Consider the following 16,201-nt stretch of genomic DNA (forward strand, 5'->3'; position numbering starts at 1 on the left):
GCACTAGGGAGTCGTCACTGCGGCGGCGCGAAGTCCTTGAGCAGACGTAGACCGCCCTCCGACGGAGACTCCGGGTCGGCGTGCAAGGTGATCAGGAACTGATCCGGGCAGCTTTCGGGCTGGAAGCGATGAAAGTGCAGGTCCAACGCCCCAACAGCGGGATGCTCCAGCAGCAGATCGCCGACACCGCTCGGTGTCGCCATGGCCTCCCATGCGAGTTGGAAGCGCGGTCGTCTCATCGAGATCTCGATGACCATCCGGATCCAGGACGTGTCGTTCCAGTGTGTGGAAGACAGCTGCTTTGCCCATGCCGCGGTCACTTCGTCGACTTCTTCCACGTTGCGGATCATGTCGTAGGCGTCGGGATCGAGGTACATCTCGCGCAGTACGTTTGCCCCCTGATCGAACATCGGTGACAGGGCCTTGGCGATGGGGTTCGAGGCGAGCACGTTGAATCGGGTGTCGCAAACAAAGGACGCGGTCATTGGCCAGCTCTGTAGCAGCGTATGCAGACTGGGATGGACTCCTAGGCGAGCGCCCTGCTGCGCTGCGTCGACCAGCGCAATCAGCGCCGCGGCCTCTTCGCTGGTCAGCTCGAGAAGATCGACTAGGCCGTACAGGACCGACTCGCAGGGGTGCTCACGGCCACCTTCGAGCCGGTCGTAGTCGCTCAAACTCAGTCCGAGCGCCGAGGCAACATCCGAGCGGTGGTCCAAATCGGCGGCCATCCGCTGTCGCTCGTCGGGCAAGGCAATCAGTTCTGGACGCAACAACTGGCGTTTGAGACGGATGTAACCCGCTAAGTCGGGACCGAATTCCTCCATCGCGACCTCCGTTGTCGTGCACGTAGGAACAGCCGCACCATGTGCGATGTACCACAGTGCGGCAGCACCGTGCTGAGAGTCAAGTGACGGATGTTGGGGGAACCCAGCAATCCCGTCCCCCGATCCCGCGCCTTGGCGACATGTCCCTCGACCTGCATCGCGTGCACTGACGAGGTCGGTGTCCCAAGCGTGCGGTCGAGCACGGTCAGGGCCTTATCCCACACGGTGCTTGTATGCATCCCATATCCCGTATACCGTTTTAGGTCACAGTGTGCATTGAAGGATCCGGCCGTACTGATGAGGAGGGTGAAGTGCGCGAGAACGTCACCGTCATCATCGGAAACGGGGGAATGGGCCGCGCAATCGGTCGTCGGCTCGGGGCGGACGCGAAGCTGCTGATCGCCGATCTGTCCAAGGAATCGCTCGATGACACCGTCGGAAAGCTCGTCTCGGATGGCTTCGACGCCACCGCCCAGCCAACCGACGTGACCTCACCCGAGTCGATGGCCGCGCTCGCAGGCGCCGCCGCAGCGCTTGGCCCGGTCACCCGGATCATCCACACCGCGGGAGTGTCACCCGCGCAAGCCCCGATTCAGGCGATCCTGTTCGTCGATGTTCTCGGACCCGCATTCATGCTGGAAGAGTTCGTCGGACACGTACAGCGTGGTGCAGCCGCCGTCGTGATAGCCAGCAACGTGGGCCATATGTTTCCGGGGTTGTCACCGGAAGACGAGCGGGCCGTCAGTACCATTCCAGCTCGGGAGCTGGCGACGTCGCGCTTGCTCGATGCCAGTCGGTACGAAGACCGCGCGACCGCTTATGTGTTCGCCAAGCGAGCGGCCCAACTGAGGGTCCGGGCCGCGTCACTGCCGTGGGGCGAGCGAGGGGCCCGGGTCAACTCGGTCAGTCCCGGCGTCATCGCGACTCCGATGGGTCACGCCGAACTCGTGGGCAGCGACCAACGGTTGGTGCACCAGCTGATCGCCAGCTCGCCGGCAGGTCGATTGGGCACCGCCGAGGAGATTGCTGCGGCAGTCGAGTTCCTACTCAGTCCATCGGCCTCGTTCGTCACAGGCGCCGATCTGGTGGTCGATGGCGGTGCGATGGCGGCCATCTCGACTGCAGCGCCGCCGGGCGAATAGTCAATCTCCCGTAGATCGCACCGAATGTGCTTGCCACCGAATCTAACTCGAAAGGGAGCCACCTTCATGCAATTCAGCAGTGAACACCATACCGGCAGCGACGCCCGATTCGCGGGGCGCACGATCATCGTGACCGGGGCGGGCGCCGGCATCGGGAGGGCGACCGTGCTGGCCCTGATCGCCAACGGTGCCACGGTCATCGCTGCCGACTTGTCGACGGACCGACTGCAGTCGCTCAGTGAAGAGGCGGGAACCGACCGGCTACACGCGGTTGCGGGAGACCTCACCGACGACGGGGCCGTCGACCGCGTCGTCGCCAGCGCAGGCGATCGGATTGACGGGGTCGCAAGTGTTGCAGGCATTTTCGACGGCTGGCTGCCACCCGGCGAGGTGGACGACAAGACCTGGGACAACGTGATGGAGCTGAACGTCACGGTGCCGATGCGGCTGACGCGCGCGGTGCTGCCGACGATGATCCGTGCGGGTAAGGGGGCACTCGTGTTTACCTCGTCCGAGGCTGGGCTGCGCTCATCGGTCTCTGGTGCTGCCTACACGACCTCAAAACATGCCCTCCATGGGTTCGTGAAGTCGGTGGCCTACTACTACGGCCCGACGGGCGTGCGGTCCAACGCGGTCGCACCGGGTGCGGTTCAGACGGCGATGGACATCGAATTCAGGTCCAAATTCGCGAAGGAGCGGGCCGCCACCGCGATCGCCACGGCAACCCAGGTCGTGGAGCCCGAGGTTGTCACCCGAGCGATGTTGTGGCTGTTGTCGGACGACTCTGACAACGTCAACGGCGTGATCATGCCGACTGACAATGGCTGGAGCACATTCTGAGAAACCAGGTGTGCGCGACTTGTTCTATTTGACAAGGCCTTTCGCCCAGTCGTATGTCGGAGCTGCCGGTGGGCGCGCTCCTCGCGATGTCGACGACGATGCGTTTGCGCGACAGTTCGAGCCCGGGCAAGAGGAGCTCTGGGTGTTGATCGACGTGTTGCCGCGCCCGCGCGAGATGACAGATCCGACGGCGTACCGATGTCGGACGCGACCTGCTTGGCGGGCTCGAATACGAGTGGTTGTCCTTTCGCATTTTGAGGGATACGGTATACGGATATTACGTATACGAAACGGACGCGTAGAGACGTGACCCCTGAGAGGGAGGTGTTGTGCACATCGCCGGATCGGCCGGTCGGTCAACTCGGGTGGCGAACCTGCGCCCATGGCCGTTTCCCATGTCCACGCACGTGACGTCTCTTACCGGACACGCGGGCCACCGACCTGCCCGGCGAACGGAGCACTGATGGCGCTCTCCGCTGGCGCAACCACACCGCTGCGCTCGCTTGGCGAATTCTTCCGAATGTCCTGGGAGACACTCACACTCATTCCGCGGAGACCGTTTGCTTGGCGCGAATTCCTGTTGCAGTCATGGTTCGTGGCACGCGTGGCCCTGCTCCCGACCTTGCTGCTGGCGATCCCGTTCACCGTGTTGGCGGTGTTCATGTTCAACATCCTGCTCTCCGAGTTCGGTGCTGCCGACTACTCCGGCGTCGGCGCCGGCGAGGGTGGGGTGACCCAGATCGGCCCGATCGTGACGGTGCTGGTGATCTCGGGAGCCGGCGCCACGGCCATGTGCGCAGATCTGGGTGCGCGCACGATCCGAGAGGAACTCGACGCGCTGCGCGTCATGGGTGTCAATCCAATCCAGTCGCTGGTCGTACCGCGTGTCCTTGCAGCAACATTCGTCGCGGTCCTGCTGTCGTCGTTGGTGATCCTCGTCGGTATCACGGGTGGATTCTTCTTCTCGGTGTTCTTTCAAGACGTCAGTGCCGGGGCGTACGTGTCGTCCCTGACGTTCATCACCGGAATCAGCAAAGTCATCGTCGCGTGGATCAAGGCCGCGCTGTTCGGACTGGCCGCCGGCCTCATCGCGTGCTACAAGGGCATGTCGGTCGGAGGCGGTCCGGCCGGTGTTGGGAACGCGGTCAACGAAACTGTCGTCTACACATTCGTTGCGCTGTTCGCGATCAACATCATCGCCACCGCCGTGAGTGTGTCGACCGTCGGAGCCATCGGATGAGCGGCGCCGACGTCATCGCTGCCCGATATCCACGCGTCACTCGCAGGGTGCGAGGGTGGATCGACGAGGGCACTCGCGTCGGGGAGCAGACCCAGTTCTACGGGCGCACGATCCTTTCGATCGGGGACGCGGTCGTGCACTACAAGACCGAGACGCTGCGGCTGATCGCCCAAATGGGCCTGGGGGCAGGCGCGCTGGCGATCATCGGAGGTTCGGTGGCGGTCGTTGGCTTCCTGACGATGATGACCGGCGCCTTGGTCGCCGTACAGGGGTACAACCAGCTGGCCGCCACCAGTGTCGAGGCGTTGACGGGGTTCGCCTCGGCATTCTTCAACGTTCGGCTGATCTCGCCCTTGACTGCGGCGATTGCGCTGGCGGCGACGATCGGGGCCGGCGCCACGGCGCAGCTGGGCGCCATGCGGATCAACGAAGAGATCGATGCCCTCGAGGTCATGGGGATTCGCTCGATCGCCTACCTGGCCTCCACGCGGGTGCTTGCCGGTGTCATCGTCGTCATTCCGCTGTACTGCGTCGCGATGCTGATGTCGTTCTTGGCCGCCCGATTCGGCACCACCTTCATCTACGGCCAGTCGGAAGGGGTCTACGACCACTACTTCAACACGTTCTTGATCCCGCTCGACCTGGTTTGGTCGTTCTTCGAAGCGCTTTCGATGGCTGTCGTGATCATGCTGGTTCACACCTATTACGGCTACACCGCCTCCGGCGGTCCCGCCGGGGTTGGCGAAGCCGTCGGTCGCGCGGTGCGAACGTCGCTGGTGGTATCGGCAGTCGTGATCCTCTTCGTGTCGCTCGCCATCTACGGGCGCACCGGTAACTTCCACATGTCCGGATAGCGCCGTGCCCAACAGATCAATGCTGCAACGCGTCCATCCGCTGTGGTGGACCGTCACACTCGTCGTCACCGTCGTCGGGCTGATCGCACTGAGCATCGCCCTGTTCTCGGGAAAGCTGTCGCGGGCTGTTCCGGTCTTCCTTACCTCTGACCGCGCTGGACTGGTGATGTACACCGGTGCCAGAGTGAAGTTGCGTGGTGTCGAGGTTGGTCATGTCGGCACGATCACCGGCCAAGGGTCTGGGGTCAGGCTGACGCTGGACATCGACCCCGACCAGATCAAGTACATCCCGCAAAACGTTGGCGCGCAGATCAAGGCAACCACGGCATTCGGCACCAAATACGTCGACTTGATCTACCCGGACGACCCGAGCCCGAAGCGGCTCACCAGCGGACAAGTGCTGCAGTCGCGCAACGTCAGCACCGAGGTCAACACGGTCTTCCAGGATCTGGTGGACGTGCTGCGGGAAATCGATCCGCAGAAACTCAACGCCGTGCTGGCAGCCCTGGCCGAAGGGGTACGCGGTCAGGGCCAACGGATCGGCGAGGCCACCACCGCCGCCAACGAGGTGCTGATCGCCTACAACGATCGGATGGACACCGTCGCGCGGGACTGGCGCTCGTTCAAGGGGTTCAGCGATGCCTACAACGGTGCGGCCGACAACATCGTGTCCGTGCTGGACGCAGCTACGACCACGAGCGCCACGATCACCAGTCATGAGTCGGACCTGAATACGTTGCTGCTCAACACGATCGGGCTGTCACATGCCGGCATCAACCTCATCGGGCCCAACGCCGACAATTTCGTCTCTGGCATCAACGGACTGCAACCGACGACCGATCTGTTGATGAAGTACAACCCGGAGTACACCTGCATGTTGGTCGGCGCCAAACATTTCATTGACCACGGCGGCCGGGAGACCCGGGGTGGCAACGGGTACTCGCTCGTCATCGACAGCGGTCTGTTGTACGGCGATGACCCGTACCGTTATCCCGACAATCTGCCCATCGTCGCGGCGAAGGGCGGTCCCGGTGGGAAGCCCAGTTGCGGGTCGCTGCCGGATGTTGCGAAGAACTATCCCGTGCGCGCGCTGGTCACCAACACGGGTTGGGGCACCGGGCTGGACATCAGGCCCAACCCTGGCATCGGACATCCGTGGTTCGCGAACTACTTCCCCGCCACTCGGGGCATCCCCGAATTCCCCTACTTCCTTGGCATTGGCCCGCCAGCCATCGGCCCCATTCCCTACCCAGGGGCGCCCCCCTACGGCGCGCCGCTGTACGGGCCCGACGGAACCCCGCTGTACCCGCCGCCAGGAGCGCCAGCCGCGCCGCCACCACCGGCGCCAGCCCCCGACTCCCCGCCGAGTTGACAGGAATTGGCCAAATGAGAGACAACCTCAGGGCTACGGTGTGGCGTCTCGCCGCGTTCGTGGCGGTCTGCCTGCTGGGTGCTGCTGCGCTCGTCATGGTCTTCGCCCAACTGCGCGTCGAGGGCAATCAAAAGACCTTCAAGGCCGTGTTCGCCACCGTGTCAGGGCTTTCCGGCGGCAACTTCGTACGCATCGCCGGTGTGGAGGTCGGCAAGGTCAAGGACATCACCATCGATAGCGACGGTCACGCGGTGGTCGACTTCGCCGTCGACGACACGGTGGTGCTCACCGACGGATCCAAGGCGTACGTCCGCTACGACAACCCGATCGGGGGGCGGTTCCTGGAACTCGCGGATGGACCGGGGGACGGCAAGCTCCTGTCACCCGGGGCGACCATTCCCCTCGACCGGACCCGGCCTGCACTCGACCTCGACGCCTTGATCGGGGGCTTCCGCCCGCTGTTTCGCGCGCTAAGCCCCGATCAGGTGAACAGTCTGTCCAGTCAATTGATCTCGGCTTTTCAGGGACAGGGAGGCACGATCAATTCACTGCTGGCTCAGACAGCGGCCTTCACGAACACCATCGCCGACCGCGACACCCTGATCGGCGAAGTGATCGGCAACCTCAACGTGGTGTTGGGGACCCTGGGCGGTCAGAGCGACGAGCTGGCCAAGTCGGTCGACTCGCTGTCGACACTCATTGGCGGCCTGGCCGCCCGAAAAACCGACATAGCCAACGCGATTGGTTACTCGAACGCCGCCGCAGCCACGGTTGCCGATTTGCTCGATCAGAGTCGCCCGCCGCTGCACGACGTCGTGGTGCAAACCGATCGGGCTGCCGGCATCGTGGTGGCCGACCACGAGTACTTCGATGACCTGCTCAACACGCTGCCCGACGCATACCAGAAGTTGGGTCGCCAAGGGCTCTACGGCGACTTCTTCAGCTTCTATCTCTGTGATCTGTCCCTGAAGCTGAATGGCAAGGGCGGTCAACCGGTCTACGTAAAAGTGGCGGGCCAGTCCACCGGAAGGTGCGCGCCCAAGTGAAGTCGATCAAGTGGCGCAGCCCAGTGGTCATCGGCGCGATTGGCGTTGCCGCGATCGCCCTGATCGTTGCCTTCGTGCTGAGTTTCGCGAATGTTCCGTTCCTCAACGGCAGTAAGCGGTACTCGGCTTACTTCTCTGAAGCGAGTGGGTTGATGACCGGGGGAGACGTCCAAGTGGCAGGCCTGCGAGTGGGCAAGGTCAACTCGATCTCACTGGACGGGAACAAGGTATTGATCACCTTCGACGTCTCCAACGGCGTCCGCATCGGCGACCGATCCGAAGCGACCATCAGAACCAAGGCGTTGCTTGGGACCAAGGTCCTCGACATCACTACGCGAGGTGACGGCACGCAGGACGGCCCGATTCCGCTGGAACGCACGAAGCCGGCCTACCAGCTGGCCGACGCGTTGGGGGAGTTGTCCACCACGATCAGCGGGCTCAAGACCGATCAGCTGAACCAGTCGCTGACCACGCTGGCTCAGACCTTCGCCGAGACTCCTGGCAACGTGAGGATCGCAGTGGACGGCGTTGCTCGGATTTCTCAAACGATCAACGAGCGCGACGCGCAACTGCGGGACCTGCTGGCCAATGCCAACAAGGCCACGACGGTCCTAGCCGAACGCAGCGAGGAGATCGTCGGACTGGTCCGCAACACCAATTCGCTGTTGGCCGCGTTGCAGACCCAGCGCAGCTCGTTGGACAACATATCTGCCAACATTTCTGCGCTCGCACACCAGCTGTCCAGTTTCATCGACGAGAATCGGGCACAGTTGCGTCCGGCGCTCGACAAGCTCAACGGTGTACTCACCATCGTCGACAACAGGAAGGCGCAGGTACAGAAGAGCATCAAGCTGCTCAACGCCTACGCCATGTCGCTCGGCGAATCGGTATCGTCCGGCCCGTTCTTCAAGGCGTATCTGGCCAACCTGCTACCGGGGCAATTCGTGCAACCCTTCGTCGATGCCGCATTCTCCGATCTCGGCCTCGACCCCAACACCCTGTCCCCGTCGGAACGCATCGACCCGCCAACCGGCCAGCCCGGCACCCCGGCGTTGCCGGTGCCGTACCCGCGCACCGGGCAGGGCGGCGAACCCCACCTGAATCTGCCCGACGCGATTACCGGAAACCCCGGCGATCAGGGCTGCGGTCCGCCCGGTTTGCCATTGCCCGGGCCTACCGGCTGCTACCCCTACCGCGAGCCGCTGCCTGCACCGCCGCCGGGTGGGCCGCCTCCAGGCCCGCCGGCCTTGCCGCCGGCGCCGAACCTGGCGAACACTCCCGAGCCGACCCCGAAGCCGGTATACGAGCCAGCTCCCGGTGAAGTACCGGCCGGGCCAGTCCCTAGCGGAGGTGGACAATGACACCACGTCGCGTAAAGGCACTTGTCGCAGCGTTCTTGGCCGTCGTGCTAGTTGGTGGTATTGCCGTAGTCGCCACTGTGCGCCACATCGGCAAGACGACACTCGTCGCCTATTTCGACAACAGCAACGGTGTCTTCCGGGGCGACGACGTATTCATGCTTGGAGTGCCGGTCGGCAAGATCGTTGAGATCGAGCCAGAGCCATCGAGGGCGAAGATCACTTTCTGGGTCGACGACCAGTACAAGATCCCCGCCGACGTCAAGGCCGTGATTCTGTTGCCGCAGTTGATTACCGCGCGGGCCATCGCCCTCACGCCGGTGTACAGCGGCGGGCCGGCACTGTCGAGTGGCGCGGTGATACCTCAGGACCGCACGGCCGTTCCCGTGGAGTGGGACGATCTGCGAGACCAGTTGCAGAAGCTCGCCGACGCGCTGCAGCCCACCACACCCGGCGGAGTCAGCCCGCTTGGGGAGCTGATCAACACGGCTGCCAACAACCTGCGGGGGAATGGCGGCAGCATCCGCGACGCGATCATCAAGCTGTCACAGACGCTTTCGGCGCTGGGTGATCACAGCAATGATCTGTTCTCGACCCTGCGGAATCTGTCGACCTTGGTTTCGGCCCTGCATGACAGCGCCGACGTGATGCGTGCGTTGAACACCAACCTGGCGGCCGTGACGGGACTACTGGCCAACGACCCCGATGAGGTCGGGCAGGTCGTCGATGACCTCAACACCGCCTCTGGCAAGGTAAAGGACTTCGTCGCCGAGAACCGCGAAGCGCTCGGCACCACCTCCGACAAACTCGCCACGATCAGCACGGCCGTGCACGACAGCCTCGACGACATCAAACAAACGCTGCACGTGGCGCCGACAGCATTCCAAAACTTCCTCAACATCTACGAACCGGCACATGCGGCGTTCACCGGCGCGCTCGCTCTCAACAACTTCGCCAACCCAATCACGTTCCTGTGCGGTGCAATTCAAGCCGCATCCAGGATGAACGCCGAAGATTCGGCGAAGTTGTGCGTGCAGTACCTCGCACCAATCATCAAGAACCGGCAGTACAACTTCCTGCCGATCGGGGAGAACCTCATCGTCGGCGCGCAAGCACGACCCAACGAGATCACGTACAGCGAGGACTGGATGCGCCCCGATTACAACCCCGCCGCAGCCGTGTCGCCCGTCGGCCCGCCCCCGCCCGCCGAGGCGCCCGCGCCGATCGCGCCGCTGGCCGCCGAGGCACCGCCGCCTGAGTCGGCGGAGCCCGTTGCCACCAACCCAGCCGCGGGTCTGCCCGGCCTGATGGTGCCGAACGGGGCCGGATCATGACGAGTCGGTGGTGGTCGCGACTCGCCGCATTGCTACTTTCGGTGGCGTTCCTGCCGACACTGGCGGGCTGTGGGTGGCGCGGACTGAACTCTCTGCCACTACCCGGCACGGAAGGCGGCGGCACCGGCGCGTTCGTCGTGCAGGCTCAGATGCCCGACGTCAGCAACCTTCAGCCGAACTCGCCAGTCAACGTCGACGACGTGGCCGTCGGCTCCGTCAGCAAGATCGAACGTCAGGGCTGGCATGCGCTGGTCACCATGCGCCTCAATGGCGACGTTCACCTGCCCGCCAATGCCACGGTGACGCTGGCGCAGACGAGCCTGCTGGCTACCCTTCATCTGGCGCTGGCGCCACCGGTCGGTATCCCGCCGCAGGGCGAGTTGACGGACGGCTCAGTGATCCCGCTGGCGTCGGCGGGCGCCTACCCCGACACCGAGCAGACGCTGGCGATGCTGTCGATGCTGCTCAATGGCGGTGGCGTGGGCCAAATCCAGGACATCACGCAGGCATTCAGCACCGCCTTCGTCGGGCGCGAATCAGACTTGCGCAGCCTCGTGGAGCAGCTCGACCGGTTCGTTGGTTATCTCAACGATCAGAAGGATGACATCATCGCCGCAACCGACAGCCTCAATCAGCTCGTCGGCAAATTCGCCGCGAATAAACCCGTGGTGGACAGGGCAATTCGCACCATACCGCAAGCGTTGGCGGTACTCAGCGATCAGCGCGACAACCTGAATGAAGCGCTCGATCAGTTCGGCAAACTAAGCGCGCTGACCGCCGACTCGGTCGATAAGACCAAGACCTCGCTGGTACAGGAATTCAAGGATGTCGGACCGGTATTGGAGTCACTGGCCAACGCAGGCCCTGCGATGACCCGGTCGCTCGACGTGATCGCGACCTTCCCATGGATCAAGGGAACACTTGGCAACTGGGTGCGCGGTGATTACGCCAACCTGTCGGCGGTCTTCGACCTGACCCTGAGCCGGCTGGACACCGGTCTGTTCACGGGGACCAGGTGGGAGGGCAACATGACCAAACTGGAGATGTATTGGGGTCGCACGATCGGGCAGCTGCCGAGCCCGGTCACCGCGCGCAATCCGCTAGTGGTGCCTTACCAACTGGACCAGGGGCCCTGATATGCGGCTGCACAGGCGCACCGTCATCCAACTGATCGTGTTCGCGGTGGTGTCCATCATCGCGATGGCAATAATGGTCTTCGGCTACATCAAGGCTCCCGGCAACTGGTTCGGCCTCGGCCGCTACCACGTGGACCTGACCATGTCCGAAACGGGCAATCTCTACCCGAAGGCCAACGTCACCTACCGCGGTAGCGAAGTCGGTCTGGTGGAGGACCTTCGGTTGACCGACACCGGCGGCGTGGTGGCGGTGCTTTCGCTCAAGAACGGCATCAAGATTCCGTCTGATCTGGACGCCTCAGTGCACAGTCAGACTCCCCTTGGCGAACAGTACGTCGCACTGACACCCCGCAACGCTGACTCGCCGCCATTGAAGAACGGCGACGTGATCCCGGAGAACCGAACCACCATCGGGCCCGACACCACGAAGCTGCTCGACACGATCACCAAGGGGCTAAAGGCGATCCCACGGGACGACCTCAAGACGGCGATCGACGAGTCCTATACCGCTGTAGGCGGGCTCGGCCCCGAGTTATCCCGGATCGTCCAAGGTTCGACGCAATTGGCCCTGGACGCACGAAAGAACCTCGACCCGCTCATCAACCTCATCGACAACTCGGCCCCGGTGCTCGACTCCCAGACGGACACGGCTGGCGCGATCGACGCATGGGCGGACAATCTCGCGGTCATCACCAAAGGGCTTCGGCAGCACGATAATTCCCTGAACGGGTTCCTCGACAACGGCCCGCAGGCCAGCGACGAGGTTCGTGCCCTCGTCGAGCGCCTGCAGCCCACACTGCCGGTGCTGCTGGCCAACCTGGTCAGCATCAATTCGGTCGCCATCACCTACCAACCAGCGATCGAGCAGCTTCTCGTGCTCATTCCGCAAGGGGTCGCAGCGCTCCAGGCCGGAATGATCGCAAACGAAGACACCATTCAGCCTGTCAAGGGCACCTATCTGGACTTCAACTTGAACGTCAACGTCCCGCCGCCCTGTACGACCGGCTTCTTGCCGGTTCAGCAGCAGCGGCCACCCAGCTTCGAGGACTATCCCGACCGACCCGCGGGCGACCTGTATTGCCGGGTCCCACAAGACTCGATGTTCAACGTTCGTGGCGCGCGCAATGACCCCTGCATTACCCGCCCGGGCAAGTACGCGCCCACGGTCAAGATGTGCGAAAGCGACGAGAACTACGTACCTCTCAATGACGGCATGAACTGGAAGGGCGATCCCAACGCCACCTTGTCGGCTCAAGACATACCGCAGCTTCCGCCGGGATCGCCACCCGCGGCGCTACCGCCCGCCGGCGCGGCCCAGGCCGCGCCCGGCCCGGCTCCACCGCTTGCCGTCACTGGCTACGACCCCGCCACCGGTACCTATGTCGGGCCGGACGGCCATATCTACACCCAGTCCAATCTGGCCCAAGACAAGCCAAAGGAGCAGACGTGGCAGACGATGCTGATGCCGCAGGTACCCAACTAGCGCTGCGGGAGCCCGTAAGCGAAAGTGCGGATGTGACAGATGATATCGACGGTGAGGCGGTCGAGAGCGAGCCGACGGAGCGCTCCGAGTCGCTGGCGCAGTTGCCTTCGAATCGACACGGGCTACGACTGGCGCTGACCGTGGGCGTGCTGACCGTGGTGGCGTTGGGCGCCTTGGCGGGTTGGCTTGGCTTCCGAGCCAACGATTCTCATCAGCGTGAACAGCAGCGTGCCGCGTTTCTGGCGGCCGGGCGCCAGGGCGCGCTGAATCTGACCACGATCAGCTACACCGAGGTCGACGCCGACATCAAGCGGATTCTGGACTCGGCGACGGGTGCGTTCTACAACGACTTCCAGCAGCGGTCGCAACCATTCGTCGACGTGGTCAAGCAGGCACAGTCCACTTCGCAGGGCACGATCACCGAGTCGGGGTTGGAGGCGGTGCACGGGGACACTGCTGAGGCGCTCATTTCCGTTGCGGTCACGACGTCCAATGCCGGTGCGGCCAAACAGGAACCGCGTGCCTGGCGTATGCGCATCAGCATGCAGAAGGTGGGCGACACCACCAAAGTGTCCAACGTCCAATTCGTTCCGTGACGCCACCGACGCAAACGAAAGCAGAGATCAACATGTCCATAGCAGGTGTGGAGGCAGCCCTCCCCAGGGTGCCCGCAGTCGCCGACCTCGTCGATGCAGCCGGTGACGATGGGATGCCGCTGGACAGGTGCGGGAGGCGTCCAGCGCGGATTCTCGCCAGATTCAGGTCGATCCGGCCAGATTCGTCGGGGGAGTCATTGGACGCCGATGACGCCAACGACAGTGAGGATGCGAGCTGCGATGCCCGCCGCGAACAACCAATCGCCGACACAGCCGGTCCGTCCGACACCGGCGGAGCTGGCCGTGGTCGGGGGTGGCTTCTGCGGCTTGTTGCCTATGCCGTCCTGCCTGGCGTGGCTCTGCTGCTCTGCGGTGTCGCGGGCTATCTGAAGTTCGTGGGCGGGACGGCGCGGGACGCCGAGCGAACTCGGGTCGAGTCTGTCCAAGCGGCGATCGACAGCACCGTGGCGATGTTGTCGTACAGGCCCGACACCGTCGAGGGGAACCTCGCGGCGGCGCGTGATCGGATGACCGGCGCTTTCCGGGACTCCTATGCGTCGTTGACCAATGACGTTGTGATTCCTGGTGCCAAGCAACGGCAGATCTCGGCGGTCGCGACCGTACCCGCGGCGGCGTCGGTATCGGCCACCGCGGCCCACGCGGTGGTGTTGGTGTTCGTCAATCAAACCGCGACCATCGGCAACGATGCGCCCACCGATACCGCATCGAGTGTCAGAGTCACACTCGAGAAGGTGCACGACCGGTGGCTCATTTCGAAATTCGAACCCGTTTGAACGCTATGACGAGTCGCAAGTTCAACCGGCGCTCTGCGTCGCAGCCACCGCTACGGGCTGTGTGTCGTGTACGTCTGCGGCGCACCATCGGCCGACCGCGGGATGACCAGGGAAGCATGGAGGTTGGGGATGTCTGATCGATCGGCCGTGTTGCTCGGCGTTGTAATCGCTGGCGCTGTCGTTATGGTGACTGCGCCAGCGAGTCATGCCGACAATGCACGGCTCAACAAGAGTGTGGTGTCCAACGTGTACACCGTGCAACGCCATGCTGGCTGCACCAACACTCTCTACGTGAGTCCCCAACTGCAGCTCGCCTCAGAGTGGCACACAAACGACGTACTGAACAACCGAAATCTGGATGGCGACATCGGTTCCGACGGATCCACGTCGCAGGATCGGGCCAGGGCAGCCGGGTTCACCGGCAAGGTCGCAGAAACGGTTGCCATCAATCCAGCACTGTCCATCAGCGGAATCGAGCTGATCAACATGTGGTACTACGACCCCGCCTCCCTCGCGATCATGCAGGACTGCGGCAACACCCTCATCGGGGTGTGGTCGGCGAACAGTCTCGACCGCACCGTCGTCGTAGCCGTCTACGGACAGCCCTGATCGATGGATCCCGGCCCCGGTCCTTCGTGGTGTCTACCCACCGTTGTACGCATCGGAGCGCGATTGCCGTGACAAGCAAGGGATTACAGCGATGCATTGCATGAGGGCGATGACGGTACTTCGTGGTGTGGCGGCAACGATGCTGTTGGCCGTGGGTCTGTCTGCCAATGCTTCGGGGACCGCGACGGCTGCCGACGTGGAGTACCTGACGGTGCCATCGGCGGCGATGGATCGTGACATACCCGTCGCGTTTCTGGGCGGCGGTCGGCACGCTGTCTTTCTGTTGGACGCGTTCAATGCGGGCGACACCGTAAGCAACTGGGTTACCGCGGGCGATGCGATGAATACTCTTGCCGGCAAAGGTGTGTCGGTAGTCGCACCGGCGGGTGGTGCCTACAGTCTCTACACCGACTGGGAACAGGACGGCAGCAAGCAGTGGGAGACGTTCCTGTCTGGTGAACTCCCGAACTGGTTGGCGGTCAATAAGGGAATGGCACCGGGCGGTCATGCGATTGTCGGGGCGGCCCAGCGAGGAACCGCCGCGATCACGCTGACTGAGTTCCACCCCGATCGGTTTCGTTACGCGGGGTCGTTGTCGGGTTATCTGTATCCGTCGAGCACTGCGGTCAATGGCGCGATCACCGCGGGAATGGCGCAGTTCGGTGGGGTGGACACCCGCAGCATGTGGGGGCTACCTCAAGCGGGTCGTTGGAAGTGGCACGACCCCAACGTTCACTCTGGCCTGTTAGTGAGCAACAATTCGCGGCTCTGGGTGTTTAGCCCGAGCACGCTGGGATGTAGTGATCCCGCCGTAATGGTCGGGTACTGCGATCAGGCCCAGGGCACCAACAAGATCTTCTACCAGCAGTACCGCGCGAACATGGGCCACAACGCTCACTTCGACTTCCCGACCAGCGGCAACCATGACTGGTCTACTTGGGGTCCCCAACTAGCAGCGATGGCCAACGACGTTGCCGCCACCATCAGATAGGTTGCCGCACGTCGAACGCCACGGTAGTTGCAGCTGGATCACCGGGTCGACGTCCATTGTCGCGCACGTCGTGACCCGGGTCTTGGAGCAGTTCGATATCGAATCACACACCGCCAGAATGTGAACCGGCGTGTCAGACCAGATGCTGCGACTCTTATGGTGGTGAGCGGCCGATGACCCGAGACAAGGGCCTTCGCGAGTACCTGGCGGTGCTGGAATCCCTCAGTCAGTCGACGATCAATTAGGACACAGCGCGCCACTGGCGCATTGTGCCGTGATCCGCGGTATCCGATGGCCCGGGTTGCGCTTTCGCTCGGTCTATCCCACGAGGCGACGGCGCAAGACTTGGTCGAGCACCTTGCCGCAGTTCGTGCCAAGGCTCCGATTCTGCCGAAGGTGATCTCAGCAGGTGTGGCGCGCATCGTCCGCGACAAAGTTTGCGACGGCTCGCAGTGCCATCGCCGCCAGCACAGAGGACGGCGGTTTCGTTAGACATCCCAGGTTCGTAAGGTGTCAAGCGGCTTTGGCGGGTTGGCGGTGTGCCCAGGCGGTGTGTTCGTCGTAGGTGCTGTGGTGGCGGAG

General features: G+C 63.4%; 14 protein-coding genes and 1 pseudogene. 14 read left to right on the plus strand and 1 reads right to left on the minus strand.

Going from position 1 to position 16,201, the window contains the following annotated elements; translation table 11 throughout:
* Positions 1-14: 14 nt before the first annotated feature.
* Positions 15-824, minus strand: coding sequence for a hypothetical protein (locus HNP02_RS38365; RefSeq protein WP_184445883.1), 810 nt, complete (start codon positions 822-824; stop codon positions 15-17).
* 311 nt (positions 825-1,135) lie between these two features.
* Between HNP02_RS38365 and HNP02_RS38370 the strand changes: the two genes are divergently transcribed.
* The 14 genes and pseudogenes from HNP02_RS38370 to HNP02_RS38435 all read left to right on the plus strand — a co-directional run bounded on the left by HNP02_RS38370 (position 1,136) and on the right by HNP02_RS38435 (position 15,619).
* Complete coding sequence (locus tag HNP02_RS38370) at positions 1,136-1,966, plus strand: SDR family oxidoreductase (RefSeq protein WP_184445884.1); 831 nt, start codon at positions 1,136-1,138, stop codon at positions 1,964-1,966.
* Positions 1,967-2,032: 66 nt separating this feature from the next.
* The gene (locus HNP02_RS38375; RefSeq protein WP_184445885.1) at positions 2,033-2,806 is read left to right on the plus strand and encodes an SDR family NAD(P)-dependent oxidoreductase; all 774 of its coding nucleotides are present in this window, start codon (positions 2,033-2,035) and stop codon (positions 2,804-2,806) included.
* Between the two features lie 463 nt (positions 2,807-3,269).
* Positions 3,270-4,046 carry an ABC transporter permease gene (locus HNP02_RS38380; protein ID WP_184445886.1) on the plus strand — a complete coding sequence of 259 codons (777 nt, stop codon included), beginning with the start codon at positions 3,270-3,272 and terminating at the stop codon, positions 4,044-4,046.
* Entirely contained in the window at positions 4,043-4,900 is an 858-nt protein-coding gene (locus tag HNP02_RS38385; protein ID WP_184445887.1) for an ABC transporter permease, read from the plus strand. The genes HNP02_RS38380 and HNP02_RS38385 overlap by 4 nt, the downstream gene beginning before the upstream one ends.
* A 19-nt stretch (positions 4,901-4,919) precedes the next feature.
* Entirely contained in the window at positions 4,920-6,272 is a 1,353-nt protein-coding gene (locus tag HNP02_RS38390) for an MCE family protein (RefSeq protein ID WP_184445911.1), read from the plus strand.
* Positions 6,273-6,286: 14 nt separating this feature from the next.
* Positions 6,287-7,318 carry an MCE family protein gene (locus HNP02_RS38395; RefSeq protein ID WP_184445888.1) on the plus strand — a complete coding sequence of 344 codons (1,032 nt, stop codon included), beginning with the start codon at positions 6,287-6,289 and terminating at the stop codon, positions 7,316-7,318.
* Complete coding sequence (locus HNP02_RS38400; RefSeq protein ID WP_309241854.1) at positions 7,315-8,679, plus strand: MCE family protein; 1,365 nt, start codon at positions 7,315-7,317, stop codon at positions 8,677-8,679. Before HNP02_RS38395 ends, HNP02_RS38400 begins: the two co-directional genes overlap by 4 nt.
* On the plus strand, positions 8,676-10,010 hold the full coding sequence (locus HNP02_RS38405) for an MCE family protein (RefSeq protein WP_184445890.1): 1,335 nt from the start codon (positions 8,676-8,678) through the stop codon (positions 10,008-10,010). Before HNP02_RS38400 ends, HNP02_RS38405 begins: the two co-directional genes overlap by 4 nt.
* Complete coding sequence (locus HNP02_RS38410) at positions 10,007-11,146, plus strand: MCE family protein (RefSeq protein ID WP_184445891.1); 1,140 nt, start codon at positions 10,007-10,009, stop codon at positions 11,144-11,146. The genes HNP02_RS38405 and HNP02_RS38410 overlap by 4 nt, the downstream gene beginning before the upstream one ends.
* A 1-nt stretch (position 11,147) precedes the next feature.
* On the plus strand, positions 11,148-12,629 hold the full coding sequence (locus HNP02_RS38415; RefSeq protein ID WP_184445892.1) for an MCE family protein: 1,482 nt from the start codon (positions 11,148-11,150) through the stop codon (positions 12,627-12,629).
* A 32-nt stretch (positions 12,630-12,661) separates the two neighbouring features.
* On the plus strand, positions 12,662-13,225 hold the full coding sequence (locus HNP02_RS38420; protein WP_221318476.1) for a mammalian cell entry protein: 564 nt from the start codon (positions 12,662-12,664) through the stop codon (positions 13,223-13,225).
* Positions 13,226-13,257: 32 nt separating this feature from the next.
* Positions 13,258-14,019 (plus strand): hypothetical protein, encoded by a 762-nt coding sequence (locus HNP02_RS38425; RefSeq protein ID WP_255507445.1) that lies wholly within the window; start codon positions 13,258-13,260, stop codon positions 14,017-14,019.
* Positions 14,020-14,148: 129 nt separating this feature from the next.
* A pseudogene (locus HNP02_RS38430) lies at positions 14,149-14,625 on the plus strand (CAP domain-containing protein); the annotation flags it as partial.
* A gap of 112 nt (positions 14,626-14,737) precedes the next feature.
* Positions 14,738-15,619: an alpha/beta hydrolase-fold protein gene (locus HNP02_RS38435; protein ID WP_184445895.1), complete on the plus strand. Its 882-nt coding sequence runs from the start codon at positions 14,738-14,740 to the stop codon at positions 15,617-15,619.
* Positions 15,620-16,201 lie beyond the last annotated feature (582 nt).

Source organism: Mycobacterium sp. AZCC_0083 (genome assembly GCF_014202335.1).
Classification (GTDB): domain Bacteria; phylum Actinomycetota; class Actinomycetes; order Mycobacteriales; family Mycobacteriaceae; genus Mycobacterium.